15 protein-coding genes are annotated in these 14,825 nt (G+C 65.0%); 9 read left to right on the plus strand and 6 right to left on the minus strand.

All coding sequences use genetic code 11. The features are described from left to right. Positions 1-40: 40 nt before the first annotated feature. The 4 genes from ppx to RAD15_RS03240 all read right to left on the minus strand — a co-directional run bounded on the left by ppx (position 41) and on the right by RAD15_RS03240 (position 5,222). Entirely contained in the window at positions 41-1,543 is a 1,503-nt protein-coding gene (gene ppx / locus RAD15_RS03225) for an exopolyphosphatase (RefSeq protein ID WP_458174278.1), read from the minus strand. 15 nt (positions 1,544-1,558) lie between these two features. Next, positions 1,559-3,751: an RNA degradosome polyphosphate kinase gene (locus RAD15_RS03230; RefSeq protein WP_458174280.1), complete on the minus strand. Its 2,193-nt coding sequence runs from the start codon at positions 3,749-3,751 to the stop codon at positions 1,559-1,561. 139 nt (positions 3,752-3,890) lie between these two features. Continuing rightward, positions 3,891-4,568: a chromosomal replication initiator DnaA gene (locus tag RAD15_RS03235; protein ID WP_458174282.1), complete on the minus strand. Its 678-nt coding sequence runs from the start codon at positions 4,566-4,568 to the stop codon at positions 3,891-3,893. A 111-nt stretch (positions 4,569-4,679) separates the two neighbouring features. Beyond that, positions 4,680-5,222, minus strand: coding sequence for a CDP-alcohol phosphatidyltransferase family protein (locus RAD15_RS03240; RefSeq protein ID WP_458174284.1), 543 nt, complete (start codon positions 5,220-5,222; stop codon positions 4,680-4,682). A gap of 155 nt (positions 5,223-5,377) precedes the next feature. Between RAD15_RS03240 and purM the strand changes: the two genes are divergently transcribed. Beyond that, positions 5,378-6,451, plus strand: a complete 1,074-nt coding sequence (gene purM, locus RAD15_RS03245) for a phosphoribosylformylglycinamidine cyclo-ligase (RefSeq protein WP_458174286.1) — start codon at positions 5,378-5,380, stop codon at positions 6,449-6,451. Between the two features lie 14 nt (positions 6,452-6,465). Further along, a complete protein-coding gene (purN, locus tag RAD15_RS03250; RefSeq protein ID WP_458175019.1) occupies positions 6,466-7,119 on the plus strand; it encodes a phosphoribosylglycinamide formyltransferase in 654 nt (217 codons plus the stop codon). A gap of 90 nt (positions 7,120-7,209) precedes the next feature. On the opposite strand, the gene RAD15_RS03255 is transcribed toward purN, so the two are convergent. Next, positions 7,210-7,416, minus strand: a complete 207-nt coding sequence (locus RAD15_RS03255) for a cold-shock protein (protein ID WP_458174288.1) — start codon at positions 7,414-7,416, stop codon at positions 7,210-7,212. Positions 7,417-7,795: 379 nt separating this feature from the next. On the opposite strand from RAD15_RS03255, the gene RAD15_RS03260 reads away from it, so the two are divergent. Then, positions 7,796-8,953, plus strand: coding sequence for an autotransporter outer membrane beta-barrel domain-containing protein (locus RAD15_RS03260; RefSeq protein WP_458174290.1), 1,158 nt, complete (start codon positions 7,796-7,798; stop codon positions 8,951-8,953). Between the two features lie 205 nt (positions 8,954-9,158). Further along, positions 9,159-9,998, plus strand: a complete 840-nt coding sequence (locus RAD15_RS03265) for a PilZ domain-containing protein (protein WP_458174292.1) — start codon at positions 9,159-9,161, stop codon at positions 9,996-9,998. Positions 9,999-10,091: 93 nt separating this feature from the next. Here RAD15_RS03265 and RAD15_RS03270 read toward each other — a convergent pair whose 3' ends face one another. Further along, positions 10,092-11,132, minus strand: coding sequence for a LysR family transcriptional regulator (locus RAD15_RS03270; protein WP_458174294.1), 1,041 nt, complete (start codon positions 11,130-11,132; stop codon positions 10,092-10,094). Positions 11,133-11,209: 77 nt separating this feature from the next. On the opposite strand from RAD15_RS03270, the gene RAD15_RS03275 reads away from it, so the two are divergent. The 5 genes from RAD15_RS03275 to RAD15_RS03295 all read left to right on the plus strand — a co-directional run bounded on the left by RAD15_RS03275 (position 11,210) and on the right by RAD15_RS03295 (position 14,769). Further along, complete coding sequence (locus RAD15_RS03275; protein ID WP_458174296.1) at positions 11,210-11,821, plus strand: hypothetical protein; 612 nt, start codon at positions 11,210-11,212, stop codon at positions 11,819-11,821. Then, a complete protein-coding gene (locus RAD15_RS03280; protein WP_458174298.1) occupies positions 11,808-12,428 on the plus strand; it encodes a GNAT family N-acetyltransferase in 621 nt (206 codons plus the stop codon). The genes RAD15_RS03275 and RAD15_RS03280 overlap by 14 nt, the downstream gene beginning before the upstream one ends. A gap of 25 nt (positions 12,429-12,453) precedes the next feature. Then, positions 12,454-13,017 (plus strand): isochorismatase family protein, encoded by a 564-nt coding sequence (locus RAD15_RS03285; protein WP_458174300.1) that lies wholly within the window; start codon positions 12,454-12,456, stop codon positions 13,015-13,017. A 29-nt stretch (positions 13,018-13,046) separates the two neighbouring features. After that, positions 13,047-13,217, plus strand: a complete 171-nt coding sequence (locus tag RAD15_RS03290; protein ID WP_458174302.1) for a hypothetical protein — start codon at positions 13,047-13,049, stop codon at positions 13,215-13,217. 169 nt (positions 13,218-13,386) lie between these two features. After that, positions 13,387-14,769 carry an aspartate aminotransferase family protein gene (locus tag RAD15_RS03295; protein WP_458174304.1) on the plus strand — a complete coding sequence of 461 codons (1,383 nt, stop codon included), beginning with the start codon at positions 13,387-13,389 and terminating at the stop codon, positions 14,767-14,769. Positions 14,770-14,825: the final 56 nt, after the last annotated feature.

The raw sequence follows: 14,825 nt of genomic DNA on the forward strand, positions 1-14,825 counted from the left end.
ATTCCCGCCGGTGCCGGGGGAGCGATTGGACCAGCCGGCCCTAACGTCGCACGATCGAGCCGGCGCGGCCGATCAGGCGGGCGAGCTGCTTGAAGCGGCTGCCGACGCGGTCGGCGACGAGGTCGCCGAGGCGATGCTCGAAGACGAGCATCAGCTTGCGGCTCTGGCTGCGGAAATGCGTGGCGGGCAGGACGCCCGGCCGCGCCGCCGAGATCAGATGCGCGACGCGGAATGCCGCGCCCAGCAGGCGGGCGCGTTCGAGCTGCGCCGGCGTCAGCAGCTCCTGCATGGTGGTCGGCGGCTGGTTTTCCTCGCTCAGCCCCGCATAGCGATAGAACACGGACAGGCCGACGAAGGCGCGCTCGGTGTGGGTGATCGCGCCGAAATTGCCGTTGACGACGAGGCTGAGCGTCTGCTCGCCGCGGTGATCGGGATGCACGCGCCAGCCGATGTCGGAGAGCAGGCACGCGGCATGGCGCAGGCGGCGGTCCTCCTCGGTTTCCCGCAGCTTGACGACGCGGGCAAGTCGGTCGGTCCAGGCGATCAGCTCACGGGCGTGCTTGGCGGAACGCGACAGCAGCTGATTCAGCTCCTCCGCGGCGCAGATCAATCCGTCCTTGTTGCGCTCGGACTCCGGCAGCTTCTCGTGCAGCAGGCCCTCGCGCACGCCGAAGGTCGAGAACACGATGTTCCTGGGCTTCGCCACCCGGATGATGTGCTCGAGCACGAGTGCCGCATAGGTGAGGAGCGGGCGGCGTGCGTCGGCGACGATCTCGATGTCGGCGAGCATGTCGGCGGCCGCAAGCCGGCGAAGGCGGCGTGAGAAGTCGAGCGCCTCGGCCGCCGTAATCGAATAACCGTGCATCACCTGGAGCGGATAGCCGCTCTGAATGATGTGGATGCGCGCCAGGGCGCGCCAGGTGCCGCCGACCGCATAGAAGGTGCGGCCGCGGCCCGCGGTGAGCTGCGGCACGTCGTCGATCGCCTCGCGTACGATGCGGTCGGCGCGCTTGAGCGATTTGTGCGCGAGGTCCTGGAGCGCGAGCCCGCCGAGCGGCAGCGTCACGCCGCTGCGCACGCTGTTCCTGCGCACGTCGATCAGCTCGAGCGAGCCGCCGCCGAGATCGCCGACAATGCCGTCGGGGTGATGGATGCCGGAGATCACGCCGAGCGCCGACAGCCGCGCCTCGCGCGGACCCGACAGGATCTCGATCTTCACGGCGCAGATGCGCTCGGCCTTGGCGATGAAGTCGGGGCCGTTGGAGGCGTCGCGGCACGCCGCGGTCGCGATCGCGAACACGCGTCCGACCTGCATCACCCGGCACAGTGCACGAAAGCGCTTGAGCGAGGTCAGCGCCTTGTCGACGGCATCGGGCGCCAGCAGGCCGGTGCTCTGCACCTCGCGCCCGAGACCGCACAGCGTCTTCTCGTTGAAGATCGGAATGAGGCTCCGCGTCAGTCCCTCGTAGACGACGAGACGGACCGAGTTGGAACCGATATCGATGACCGCGACGCTCGAGCCGCGCTTGCGCGGCCGCTTCACGTCGCAGATCCCGGATCAGGATGGATGACGTTCATTACGGCGCGTGAGGCGGCGCGGCGAGGATTCCTTGAGCGACTTTCCACGGCCAGACAGACTCGGATTTGTCATAAAGTAGTTGTGGACGTTGAAAGGCTCCTCGCCCTTCGCGGTCTTCATACGCGTTGAGGACCCGTCCGGCAACAACTGCCAGCTCTGCTCATTGTCCTTGAGATTCGCGACCATGATCTGTTCGAGAACCTGCTGATGCACCGTGGGATTTTGCAGCGGACACAGCACCTCGACACGGCGGTCGAGGTTGCGCGGCATCATGTCGGCGGAGGAGATATACACAGCCGCTTTCGCGCTCGGCAGGCCCTGGCCCATGCCGAAGCAATAGATTCGGCCGTGTTCCAGGAAGCGTCCGATGATCGACTTGACGCGGATGTTCTCCGACAGGCCGGGAATGCCGGGGCGCAGGCAACAGATACCGCGCACCACGAGCTCGACTTGGACACCGGCCTGCGAGGCCTCGTACAGCGCGTCGATGATGTCGGGGTCGACCAGCGCATTCATCTTCATCCAGACCGCGCCGGGCCGGCCGTGCCGCGCATGCGCGGTCTCGCCCTGGATGTGCTCGATGATGCGCTTGCGCAAGGTCAGCGGCGATACCGCCATCTTCTCCAGATCGCTCGGCGCCGCGTAGCCGGTGATGAAGTTGAACACGCGCGCTGCGTCGCGGCCGATGGTCGGATCCGAGGTGAAGTAGGAGAGGTCGGTGTAGATGCGGGCGGTGACCGGGTGGTAATTGCCGGTGCCGGTATGGACGTAAGTCGTGAGGCTGCCGCCCTCGCGGCGCACCACCATCGAGAGCTTTGCGTGCGTCTTCAGTTCGAGGAAGCCGTAGACGACCTGCACGCCGGCGCGTTCGAGGTCGCGTGCCCAGCGGATGTTGGCCTCTTCGTCGAAGCGCGCCTTCAATTCGATCAGCGCGGTGACGGACTTGCCGGCTTCGGCGGCCTCGGCGAGGGTGCGCACGATCGGCGAGTTGTTGGAGGTGCGGTAGAGCGTCTGCTTGATCGCGACGACGTCGGGGTCGCGCGCGGCCTGTTGCAGGAACTGCACCACCACGTCGAAGGATTCGTAGGGGTGATGGACCACGAGGTCCTTCTGCCGGATCGCGGCAAAGATGTCGCCGCCATGCTCGCGCACACGCTCGGGGTGGCGCGGCACATAAGGGGTGAATTCGAGGTCGGGCCGGTCGAGACGGGTGAGCTGCGAGAGTTCGTTCATCGCCTGCACGCCCTCGACGAGGAAGACCTCGTCATCGGCAGCCGACAGCGCGTGCTGCACGAAGCTACGCAATTCCTCGGGCATCTTGGCATCGATCTCGAGCCGGATCACCGAGCCGCGGCGGCGGCGCTTCAGCGCGGTCTCGAACAGGCGGACGAGGTCTTCGGCCTCTTCCTCGATTTCGAGCTCGGAGTCGCGGATGATGCGGAAGGCACCCTGGCCGTGCAGATTGTAGCCGGGGAACAGGCGGTTGATGAACAGGGCGGTCGCCTGCTCCAGCGAAATCAGCCGGACGGTCTTGCCCTCGGCCGGCAGGCGGATGAAGCGGTCGATCTTGCCGGGCATGCGGATCAGCGCGTTCATCTGCTTGCCGTCGGCGGCCCGCGTCAGCTGGAGCGCGATGGTGAAGCCGAGGCTCGGAATGAACGGGAAGGGGTGGGCGGGATCGATCGCCAGTGGCGTCAGCAGCGGGAATACGTTGTTGAGGAAGTAGTCCTCGATCCAGGTCCGTTCCGCCTTGGTGACGTCCTTGCCGTCGACCAGCACGATGCCGACATCGGCCAGCGTGCCGCGCAGGTCGCGCCAGATCGCCTGCTGGTCGGAGGCCAGCTGGGAGACCGTGCGGTTGATCAGCGCGAGCTGCTCGGACGGCGTCAGGCCGTCGGGGCTGCGCTCGGCAATGCCCTCCCGCACCTGGGCCTTGATGCCGGCGACGCGGACCATGAAGAACTCGTCGAGGTTATTCGCTGAAATCGACAGGAATCGCACCCGCTCCAGCATGGGGTGGCTGGGATTGACCGCTTCCTCCAGGACGCGGCGGTTGAAATGCAGCCAGGACAGCTCGCGGTTGATGAACCGTTCAGGGCTCGATGCGATCGCCGGCACGCCCTCGGTCTCCGGGGCTTTTTCTTTGATTTCAACGGCTTGCACAGAGTCCATGAGAAGTCGGTCCATCCAGTTCACCCCAATTTGCGCCTTGCGCGCAAAATCGGCGGGAGCATGTGTTAGAGCGATGACGTTTCGATGACATTGATGTTCCGCCGCTCCGCCGCGTCAAGCGGCCTTGGAGGCGAAGGGGTCAGGCGTCCCGAAGCAGCTCGGCGGCCAGCGCCCGGGTGACGGGGCGGCCGAGCCGCAGCGCCTCGCTGTCGAGCAGCGCCACGGCCTGCCGGGCGGCGGCCGAGGATCGCTCGAGGCGGGTGGCGAGGTAGCCGACCACGCTCTCGTCCACCGCGAGCTGGCGATCGGCGCAGAATTTGACGATCAGGCCGCGGAAGAGCTGGTCGTCAGGGGGCAGCAGCGCGACCACGGGCACCGCCCGCAGCCGCGAGCGCAGGTCGCGAAGCGCGATCTCGAGCGATGCCGGCACCTCGCGCCCGGTAAAGAGGACGTAGGCGCCATCCTCGCGGGCGAGGTTCATCAGATGGAAGAGAGCGCGTTCGTCGAATTCCCTGGCCTTGAGATCCTCGACCACCAGCGCGCCGGTGGCGAGCGCGCCCGGAACGCCTGCCGCGCTCAGCGCATTGGCCGTGGTGGAGCGGGCGCCTGATACCTCGGCCCAGATCGCGGCGAGATGGCTCTTGCCGCTTCCTTCCGGGCCGGCCAGCCACATGATCCGGTTCGGCCATTCCGGCCAGCTGTCGATCAGGCCGAGACCGGCCGCGTTGGCGGGGCCTTCGAGGAAATTGTCCCGGCTGAGGCTCTCCGCATGCGGAAGCGAGAACGCCAATTGTCGGGGATGAACGCGGCCTGCCACGCTTGCTTTGCTCCATGCCGGCGCGCCGGCGTCGTTTGAAGAGATCGGACGTATCAAGCGGGAGTTGGCCTTTTACGGGGCCGCATCCCCGCTCATTTGGCCTCGATCGTGCTACTTGGCCTCAACAGTGCTCATGTGCCGCAGCCACTCGACGAGGTAGAGCGACACGGAGGAGAGCGTGAAGACCGTCACGAAGCCCATCAGGATGATATCATAGGGCTCCGGCTTGAAGCCGAAGGCAAGCGCAGCCAGTACTAAGGCTGCGAACGCGACCTGGGCGACCGTATTGAGCTTGGACACCTTCGACGGCTTCATCTCGACCGGCCGGTCGAACAGCCAGGATACGATCACGGCTGCGACGATCATGATGTCGCGCGAGACCACCAGGATCACGATCCAGCGTGGGATCGCGCCCCAGATGCCGAGCGCCATGTAGATCGAAACCAGCAGCGCCTTGTCCGCGAGCGGGTCGAGCAGGGCGCCGAGTTCGCTTGTCATGTTGAAGCGCTTGGCCAGGAAGCCGTCCACGGCATCGCTGATACCGGCGATCAGGAAGACGGCGAACGCCACCTCCATTTGGCTCGACACGATGGCCCAGACGATGATCGGGACCAGCATGATGCGGCCCAGGGTAATGATGTTCGGAATACTCACGAAAGCGCTTCCCGGCACCCGGTCTGACCTCGAATCCGGCCCCTTAGGAGGCTGAACCGGTTGATATCTACATAGTATAGGGAGGAGCGCCATGCGAGCCATTGCGCGTCCCCGGAATTCGACGTAACCAGCCGCAACCCCACTGGAAATCGGGCATGACCGACCGCAAAAACGGCCTCACTTACGCCGATTCAGGCGTCGATATCGACGCGGGCAACCGCCTCGTCGACCTGATCAAGCCGATGGTGCGCGCCACCGCACGGCCCGGCGCCGACGCCGAGATCGGCGGATTCGGCGGCCTGTTCGACCTCAAGGCGGCCGGTTTCAAGGACCCAATCCTGGTCGCCGCGACCGACGGCGTCGGCACCAAGGTCAAGATCGCGATCGAAACCGGCCTGCATGGCGGGATCGGCATCGACCTCGTCGCCATGAGCGTCAACGACCTCGTGGTGCAGGGCGCCGAGCCACTGTTCTTCCTCGACTATTTCGCCTGCGGCAAGCTCGACCCGGAGGCGACCGCCGCGATCGTCGCGGGTGTCGCGGAGGGCTGCCGTGAGTCCGGCTGCGCCCTGATCGGCGGCGAGACCGCCGAGATGCCCGGCCTCTACAAGGACGGCGATTACGACCTCGGCGGCTTTGCGGTCGGTGCCGCGGAGCGGGGCACGCTGCTGCCACGCAAGGACATCGCCGCCGGGGACGCCGTAATCGGCCTTGCCTCGTCGGGCGTGCACTCCAACGGCTTCTCGCTGGTGCGCAAGATCGTGGAACAATCTGGCCTCGGTTTCGGGGCACAGGCGCCGTTCGCGCCGGTCATGACGCTCGGTGGCGCGCTGCTGACGCCGACGCGGCTCTACGTCAAATCCTGCCTGCGCGCGATCCGCGAGACCGGCGCGGTGAAGGGGCTCGCCCACATCACCGGCGGCGGCTTCACCGACAACATTCCGCGCGTGCTGCCGAAGGATCTCGGCGTCGGCATCGATCTGACGCGCCTGCCGGTGCTGCCGGTGTTCAAATGGCTGGCTGCCCAAGCCGGCATCGCCGAACTCGAGATGCTGCGCACCTTCAACTGCGGCATCGGCATGATCGCGATCGTCGAGCCCGACAAGGTCGACGAGGTCGTGCGGGTCTTCACCGATGCCGGTGAGACCGTGGCGCAGCTCGGCACCGTGATCCCGGCCGAGGGCGAGCACCGCGTCGTCTATAATGGCCATCTCGACATGGCGCTGTAATGACTGGCGCTGTGATGAAGCGCCGCGTCGCCATCCTGATCTCCGGCCGCGGCTCCAACATGTCCGCGCTGATCAGGGCCGCCGCCGCTGCGGATTTCCCGGCGGAGATCTCGCTCGTCGTCTCGAACAAGGCCGATGCGCTCGGGCTCGAGCGGGCCAGGGCGAGCGGCGTGAACACGCTGGTGATCGAGAGCAAGCCGTTCGGCAAGGACCGCGCCGGATTCGAGAAAGTGCTGCAGGAAGCGCTCGATGAGCACGGCATCGAGCTGATTTGTCTGGGCGGCTTCATGCGCCTGTTCACGGCCGAGTTCACCAGGGCCTGGTACGGACGGATGCTCAACATCCATCCTTCGCTGTTGCCGTCATTCCCCGGCCTCGATCCGCACGGCCAGGCCTTGCGCGCCGGCGTCAAGCTGTCGGGCGCGACGGTGCATTTCGTGATCCCCGAGACCGACGCCGGCCCGATCGTGATGCAGGGCGCGGTTCCCGTCAGCGACCACGACACGGGGGATACGCTGTCGGAGCGCATCCTCGAAGTCGAGCACCGCCTCTATCCCGAAGCGCTGCGGCTGCTCGCCACCGGCAAGGTCCGGATCGAGGGCGATGTGTGCAAGACCGCGGGAAGCGGGCCGTCGGAGAATTTCCTGGTTTCGCCCGTGGTGCGCTGATGCGCATTCCCGCGACGGTCTTTAGAAACGAAATCCCCCGGCAGAGCCGGGGGCAACGTCATGATCTCTCGCGCGTCGCTTTGAGAGAAATCAGGAGACCTTGAGGTTCTCCGCGGATGCTTTGCCGCGGTTCTCCACGAGGTCGTATTCAACCAACTGGTTCTCGTTGAGGGTGGAGAGTCCGGCACGCTCGACGGCGGAGATGTGGACGAACACGTCCTTGTCGCTGCCGTTCGGCTTGATGAACCCATAGCCCTTGGTCGGGTTGAACCATTTGACGGTGCCCTTTTGCGGCATCCTCAGTCTCCTCCACTAGATACAAAAAAGACGCGGCCGCTTTTCGCGTGCCACGCCACAAACGGGCTTCCGGAAGTCTGTTCGAGTCTTGAGTCTCAATGTCGCGAAACGCACAGTCGAGCGGCCAATTCCGATTGTGTCCAATATTGCAACATGAAAATCGCCGATTAGCAAGCCGCGCGCGAATTTCAAGACCGGGCCGGATGCCGCCGTCTGCAATTTACGACCTGTGGCCGGGGGAGCACAATCGAGGGCAATCGCCTCTGCGAGGACGTGCGGACCGGTTGACCCTCCGTGGCAGTTCGGCACAAATCGCCGCACGCGCCGCGCACTGTGTTGCATTTTTGCGAGTCGGCATTTTACTTCGGGATTGGTCGTTATGCGCTGCCCCTCGCAGCTTTCCGGGACACGGCAGACGATCGGGCTGGACCGCGTCCGCCGGATCGCGGCTGCGATCGCGATGGCGCTTGCGCTGGTCGGGATGATGTCGGGGACCGCGCCCGTCCGGGCGCAGAGCTCGACGCCGCTTCCGGCTGTGGCCCCGACTCCCACGCCGTCACCGACCCCGGTCCCGACCTCGACCAACTCCAACCAGTCCGCCGGCAGCAGTGCGCTCGATCTCGGTTCGAATTTCCTGGAGCGGCTCGGCAACCAGGCATCGGGCGGCGTCAACCGGGCGTTCCGGACCAATCCCGGTGGCGGCGGCGCATCGGCGAGCACGGAAGATCCGCGCTACCGCACCTGGTTCGAGGGCTACGGCATCTCGGTTCGCACCGATGCGCAGGGCGACTTTGTCGGCGACAAGCGCAAGACATTTGGCGGCGTCGCCGGCTTCGGCGCGCGGCTCGCGCCAGGCGTCAATCTCGGCTTCTCGGTCGACCAGAGCCACACCGATGTCGACGTGCCGTTGGCGCTCCAGTCCGCGACACTCGACCTGACGCAACTCGGTATCAACGGCTCGGTGGACAAGGGCCCGTGGACCTGGGCCTTCGCGGTGGTGCACGGTTTCGGCAAGGTCCATTCCAGCCGCGACACCGGCCTCGGCCTTGCGACCGCGGGCTATCGCGCCGCCGTCGACGGCGCGCTGACCGAGATCAGTTACTACTGGACCAAGGACCAGATGCGGATCGTGCCCAAGGGCGCGCTCGAATATGTGCGCGCCACCAGCGCGGCGTTCCAGGAGGCCGGCGGCCTCGATCCGCTCAACGTCGGCTCGACGGCGCTGTCGCGTGCGCGCGTCCTGGTCGGCGCCGAGGTCGGCCGCTACTTCATCTTCGACCAGAAGATTCTGGACCTGTCCGCCTACGGCAAGTTCGTCGACAATTTTTACCAGAACCTCGGATCGGTGCAGGTCAGCCTCGGGACCCAGAGCATCATCGTGCCCGGCATCGGCGAGAGCCGTTACGGCGTGGATGCCGGCGCCTCGGCCTCGCTCAGCCTGACCAACACCGCGCGGCTCTACGTCAACTACGACGGCAAGTTCCGCAACGAGCTGACGTCGCACCAGGGCACGGTCGGCTTCGAATACCGGTGGTAAGACGGAGCTTCATCCGAAACACGTTCCCTCGCGGCGAACACAGCCGGAGCGCGCCGGTCGGGCGCGGTATCTTGGTAGGTTGGCTGGGCCGCCAGGTCCGGAATTGGCATCGTCAAAGCGCATGGTGAGCACTTCGAGGGGAATTTTCAGCCATCCTTAAGTCACCCCCGTCAGTGTTTACGCCTCACGCGGTCGGATGAATCGGATGACGCTCAAGCTCATTTCGTCTGAGGCGATCAAATCGCCTTCCCAGCGCGCGCTCACAGAGCATTGGGATCGGCTGGCGGCCGGCCGGCACTTCCCGGCCTTCACTGAGCTCGACCCAACGGCGTTGTCGCACGATCCGAAGCAGCTCGTGGTCTGGAGTGTCGAAGGCAAGGAGCCACGCCAGAAGTTTCGCGCGTTGTACCAGGGCGAGAACGTATCGCAGGCCTTCAACTCGGATTGGGCCGGCAAGACGATGGAACAGGTCGTGCCGATGTCGCTGCGACGAGTGACATTGGATGCCGCAAAGCATTGTACCAACAAAGGTGCGGCCGTTTACATGATTATCTCGACCGTTGGTCCCAACGGTCAACGCGTGGATTGTCATCGGCTGCTGCTGCCGTTTGGCCGTGACGGCGCCGTCGAACAAATCCTGGCGTCGCTGCAGCTGACGAACGTCAACACGCGTCGCCAAGTCGTCGGCGATTTCAAGATGCAGGCCAATATTGTCTTCTCGGGTCTGATCAGGCCGAGCGCAACAGTGAAGCAGCCGGATATCGCCGTATCGAACAGCGAGCGAGGCAAGACGGAGGCGACCGGCGGGCGCGACAATCGCAAGTTACCACGGCGTGCCGTGAGACGCGCTGCCAAGATCAGCTTTCCCGGCAAGAGGCTGACCTGCATGGTGCGCGATATCTCCGCCAGCGGCGCTTCCATTGAGGATGCAAATCTTGCGCTGGTTCCCGACAACTTCCGCCTGGTGATGGAAATGGAATCGGCGGAGCGGCGCTGCACCGTGGTCTGGCGCAAGCCGAAGCGCATCGGCGTGCGCTTCGGCTGACGATCAGCTTGTAGTCAAACCACCGGCCGAGAACCGCACGGGCGTAGGCGGTTCGGTTTGCGCCGTACCGTCGGATTCCTTTGGCGAACCGATTTAAGCCGGCGTCGCCGCGACATATCCCGTCAGCCCAAAACCCTCGCGCGCGGCCGTCATCATCGGCACCAGCGCGTCCGGATGGATGAATTCGTCACGGAAGCAGGGATAGGTCTTGGGATCGAAGATCTTCCTCAGCCAGTCGACCACGATCTTGTGGCGCTCGGAGGTGCGGAATTCCCTGTGATAGGTGAGCCAGAGATCGGCGTGGTGGCTGACGCCGAGATCGACGGCAACGAGCGGCGCGCCGAGCGCAATCGATACGGTCGGCAGGAAGCCGATGCCGGCGCCGCGCTCCACCGCATAGAGCACGCCGACCGAGGAATTGGTCTTGATTCCGACGATGCCCTCGAGCGACTTCAATCCGAGCACGCGGGCGTAGGCGCCGTCGTCGACCTGCGGCGCGCTCTGCTTGACGATGCGGTGGTTCTTCAACTCGGCCAGGGTCGCCGGCACGCCGTAGAGGGTTTCGTACTCCTTGGAGACGAAGGGATAGATGTGGAGACGGCCGAGCTTGGCGACGATCAGATCAGGGTTGGTCGGCGGCTCGAGCTGGATCGCGATATCGGATTCGAGCCGCGCGACGTCGGCCTGTTCCATCGCGCAGCGCAGGTCGACGGTGATCTTGCGGTAGGTCTTCTGGAAGTCGATCAGTCGCGGCAGGATCCAGAAATTGCCGGGGCCTTCCGTCACCGCAACGCGCACGGTGCCCGACGTATCGTTCGACGATCGCGAGGCGCGCCGGAACACGTTGAAGGCATGACGCTCCATATGGGCGACGTCGGCGATCATCGCGCTGCCTTCGTCGCTGAGCGTCAGACCACTCTGGTCGCGCAGGAAAAGCTTGCAGCCGATGCTCTCTTCGAGCCGGTCGATCCTGCGCATCAAGGTCGTGGAGGTGAGGCCGAGCTCTTCGGCGGCGTTGCGGAAACTTTTATATTTTGCGCAAGCTAAAAACAGTTTCAAATCGTCCCAGGACGCGCCCAGGGCTTCTTCACGGTGCTGCATCATCGCAGCACCCCGGTGCAATAACTGCTGCATACTCCTGATCCCCAGCCGCTAAGCTCATCGTCGTAGCGGCGCACGAAAGCCGCAAACGATAGAGGGGCGATCTGGCTATGGAAAGGGGCTCGTTTGCCGCAAGGCATGATTTCGACGCGCTGCCGCTGAGCCCGGACGTCGATGTCCGCTGCGCGCAATTTTCCGAAATTGCCGCGCTTTCGGAGATGGCGCATCGGCTGGTGCCGGGCGTGCGGATCGGGACGGTGGAGCTTGCGAAATACTTCACGTTCGATCCCGAGAGCATCCTGACTTTCAGCCGGAAGGGTCAGCTGCTCGGCGGCATGGCCTTCCTGTTCCTGAACGATCGCGGGCATGACGCCCTGCTGCTCGACGAGATCTGCCTCACCGCGCCCGAAGCGCACTTTCTCGCTTCCGCCGGGGAAGACGTTGCTGCCATCTACATCTGGGCGATCGCGGCGACGGGACGTGGTGTCGCCGGTCTCGGCAAGGCCGCGGCTCATCTGCGACAGCTAAGATTTCGCGGCGCGGATTGCTATGCGCAGCCGTCAACCGTGGCCGGACGCGACATCATGAAGGCCACCGGCTTCGCGCCGGTTCCGAGCTTCCAACCCGACCTCTGGTGCTACGAGCGCCCTTGGCATCGGCAGCCGATGTGCATGCCGGGTGCGATCATCCAAGCAAGGAGTTTTGCAGATGCACGGTACTAGGATTCCCCTCGCCAAGTCCGACTCCCGCGCCATCACCATCCGCCTCGCGCGCGATCCCGGCGACCTCATGTTGGTCACCGCCATTCGCTCCGCGGTCTATCTCGCCGAGCAGGATTGTCCGTTCGAGGAGGAGTTCGACGGCAACGACATGGTCGCGGCCCACTTCATCGGCTTCGTCGGCAACGAGCCTGCGGGTTGCCTGCGGGTGCGCTTCTTCGGCGATTTCGCCAAGGTGGAGCGGCTCGCGGTGCGTCACCAATACCGGCGCTCACGCGTCTCGTTCAAGCTGGTGCAGGCGAGCGTCGACTATGTGAAGCGCAAGGGGTTCCGCAAGATCTACGGCCAGGCGCAGGACAGGCTGGTCGATTTCTGGGCCCATTTCGGCGCCAAGCCGCTCGGCCACAACCGCAAGATCACCTTCTCGGATTTTTCCTACACTGAGATGCTGCTGGAGATCGAGCCGGGCCCGGACGCCATCACGCTGGACAGCGATCCCTATGTGATCATCCGTCCCGAGGGCGATTGGGACCGTCCGGGCGTGCTCGACGCCTCCACGGGGCGGGCGGTGACGTCACCGCTGCGGGACCTCGCACTCGCCGACCGCTGAAACTGGTGCAGCTGCGCGCAAGACAATGCTGGTTTCCATCTACGATGATCCGCCAATCCTGGTTTGCGCGGATCTCCAGGTCGAATATCTGACCCCAGGGCGTCGCCACGTCATCCTCGACGGCGATGTCGCCATGGCGCGCTGCCTGGAACTGCTGACGCTGTGGCGCGACAATCTCTGGCCGGTGATGCACCTGAAACGCATCGCGCAGGCGGCCTGGTTCAATCCGGCATCGAGGCTGACCGATTGGGTTGGGGAGGCGAAGCCGCGGCCGGGAGAAATGACGTTCGAGCACCCGTTGCCCTCGGCCTACAGTTCGGCGCGGTTTGTGGACTACAAGTCCAATATGCGCAATGCGCGCTGCATTCTGATCGGCTTTTCCCTGGACGAGACCATCCTGGCCACCGCCGTCGACGGGTTTCACCGCAGCCATCGCTACCAGGTGGTCGCTGACGCCGTGGCCTGCCGGCAGCCGGGCAGGGGCGATGCCGCCGCCTACAAGCATGCGGTAGTGAATGTCATCGGCAACTTTGCTACAATCCAGTCCGGCGCCGAACTGATCAGAACCAGCGGCGCCGTTGCGGTGTAGGCGGCCGCGAGCGCGGATGGGGTGAGACATTGTCACGGGGAGATGAGCTCAAGGAGCTGGCGAGCGACCTATCGCATGCCGCCGAGGCGGCGCGCCGGCTTGGTCTGCCCACGACGGTCTATCTGCTCTCGATGGCGCTCGTGGAGGTGAGGGAGGCCGCTGCCGGCGCTGACGACGGGCATGACGACGACGCGGCGTGAGAGCTGCTCCGTGAGAGATGCCCATGAGAGCTGCCCCATGTGCGGCTTTGTGCAACGCTGCTGAGCGCCTGCTGCCGACGAATTGGCGTTGCAAGTTTTGCATTGTCGCAATAGCCAAGGAGTGACGTTGGCCGCGCCGGCGACGTGACGACTTCAAGGATTCCTCGCAATGTCCATCCTGCCCAATTCGCAAGAAGCCCGCGATGTGGCTTATCAGCTCCATCCCTACACCAACGCGCGCACCCATCAGCAGGCCGGTCCCCTGGTGATCGAACGCGGTGAGGGTCCTTACGTGTTCGACGCGTCAGGCAAGCGCTATTTCGAGGCGATGGCGGGCCTGTGGAGCGTCGGGCTCGGCTTCAACGAGAAGCGCCTGGTCGAGGCTGCGCACAAGCAGATGCAGGCGCTGCCGTTCTACCACACGTTCTCCGCCAAATCGCACGGGCCCTCGATCGACCTTGCCGAGAAGCTGGTCGCGCTCGCGCCTGTCACGATGAGCAAGGTGTTCTTCACCAATTCCGGCTCGGAAGCCAACGACACCGTGCTGAAGCTGATCGCCTATCGCTCCAATGCGCTCGGCCAGCCGCAGCGCAAGAAGGTGATCAGCCGGATGCGCGCCTATCATGGCGTCACCATTGCATCGGCCAGCCTCACGGGCCTGCCGAACAATCACCGTTCGTTCGACCTGCCACTGCCCAACATCCTGCACACGGGCTCGCCGCACTTCTACAAGGACGGCGCGCCCGGCGAGAGCGAGGAGGCGTTCGCGACGCGCCGGGCCGAGGAACTCGATGCGCTGATCCAGAAGGAAGGGCCCGATACGATCGCGGCGTTCTTCGGCGAACCCGTGATGGGCGCGGGCGGCGTCATCGTGCCGCCGGCGACCTATTGGGACAAGATCCAGAAGGTACTGAAGAAGTACGACATCCTGCTGGTCGCCGACGAGGTGATCTGCGGCTTCGGCCGCACCGGCAAGATGTTCGGCTGCGAGACCTACGGCATCAAGCCTGACGTGCTCGTGGTCTCCAAGCAGATCACCTCGAGCTATTTCCCGTTCTCGGCGATCCTGATGAACGACCGCATGTTCGAGCCGATCGCGGACGAGAGCAACAAGATCGGCGTGCTCGGCCACGGTTTCACCGCGGGCGGACATCCGGTCGGCTCGGCGATTGCGCTGGAAAACCTCAAGATCATCGAGGAGCGCGGGCTGGTCGCGCATGCCGCCGAGCTCGGCGGCTACATGCAGGGCAAGCTGCGCGAGCTCACCAGCCATCCGCTGGTTGGCGAGGTCCGCGGCGTCGGCATGATCGCGGCGATCGAGCTCGTGCTCGACAAGGGGCGCAAGACTGCAGCGGCGACGCCGGGCGCGGTCGGCGGCATCGCCAGCCGGATGCTCCAGGAGCGCGGCGTGATCTCGCGCAACATGCTCGATGCCATCGCCATCTGCCCGCCGCTGATCGTCACCAAGGCCCAGATCGACGAGCTGGTCGCGGCGATCGCCGGTGTGCTGGAGGATATGAAGGCGGAAGTGGCGAAGCTGACGCCGGCGTAAGGGTGGGGTCGGAGCAACCGACCTCATCCACCGGTGTCGTCCTGGCGAAAGCCAGG

It is taken from the genome of Bradyrhizobium sp. 14AA (assembly GCF_054185205.1).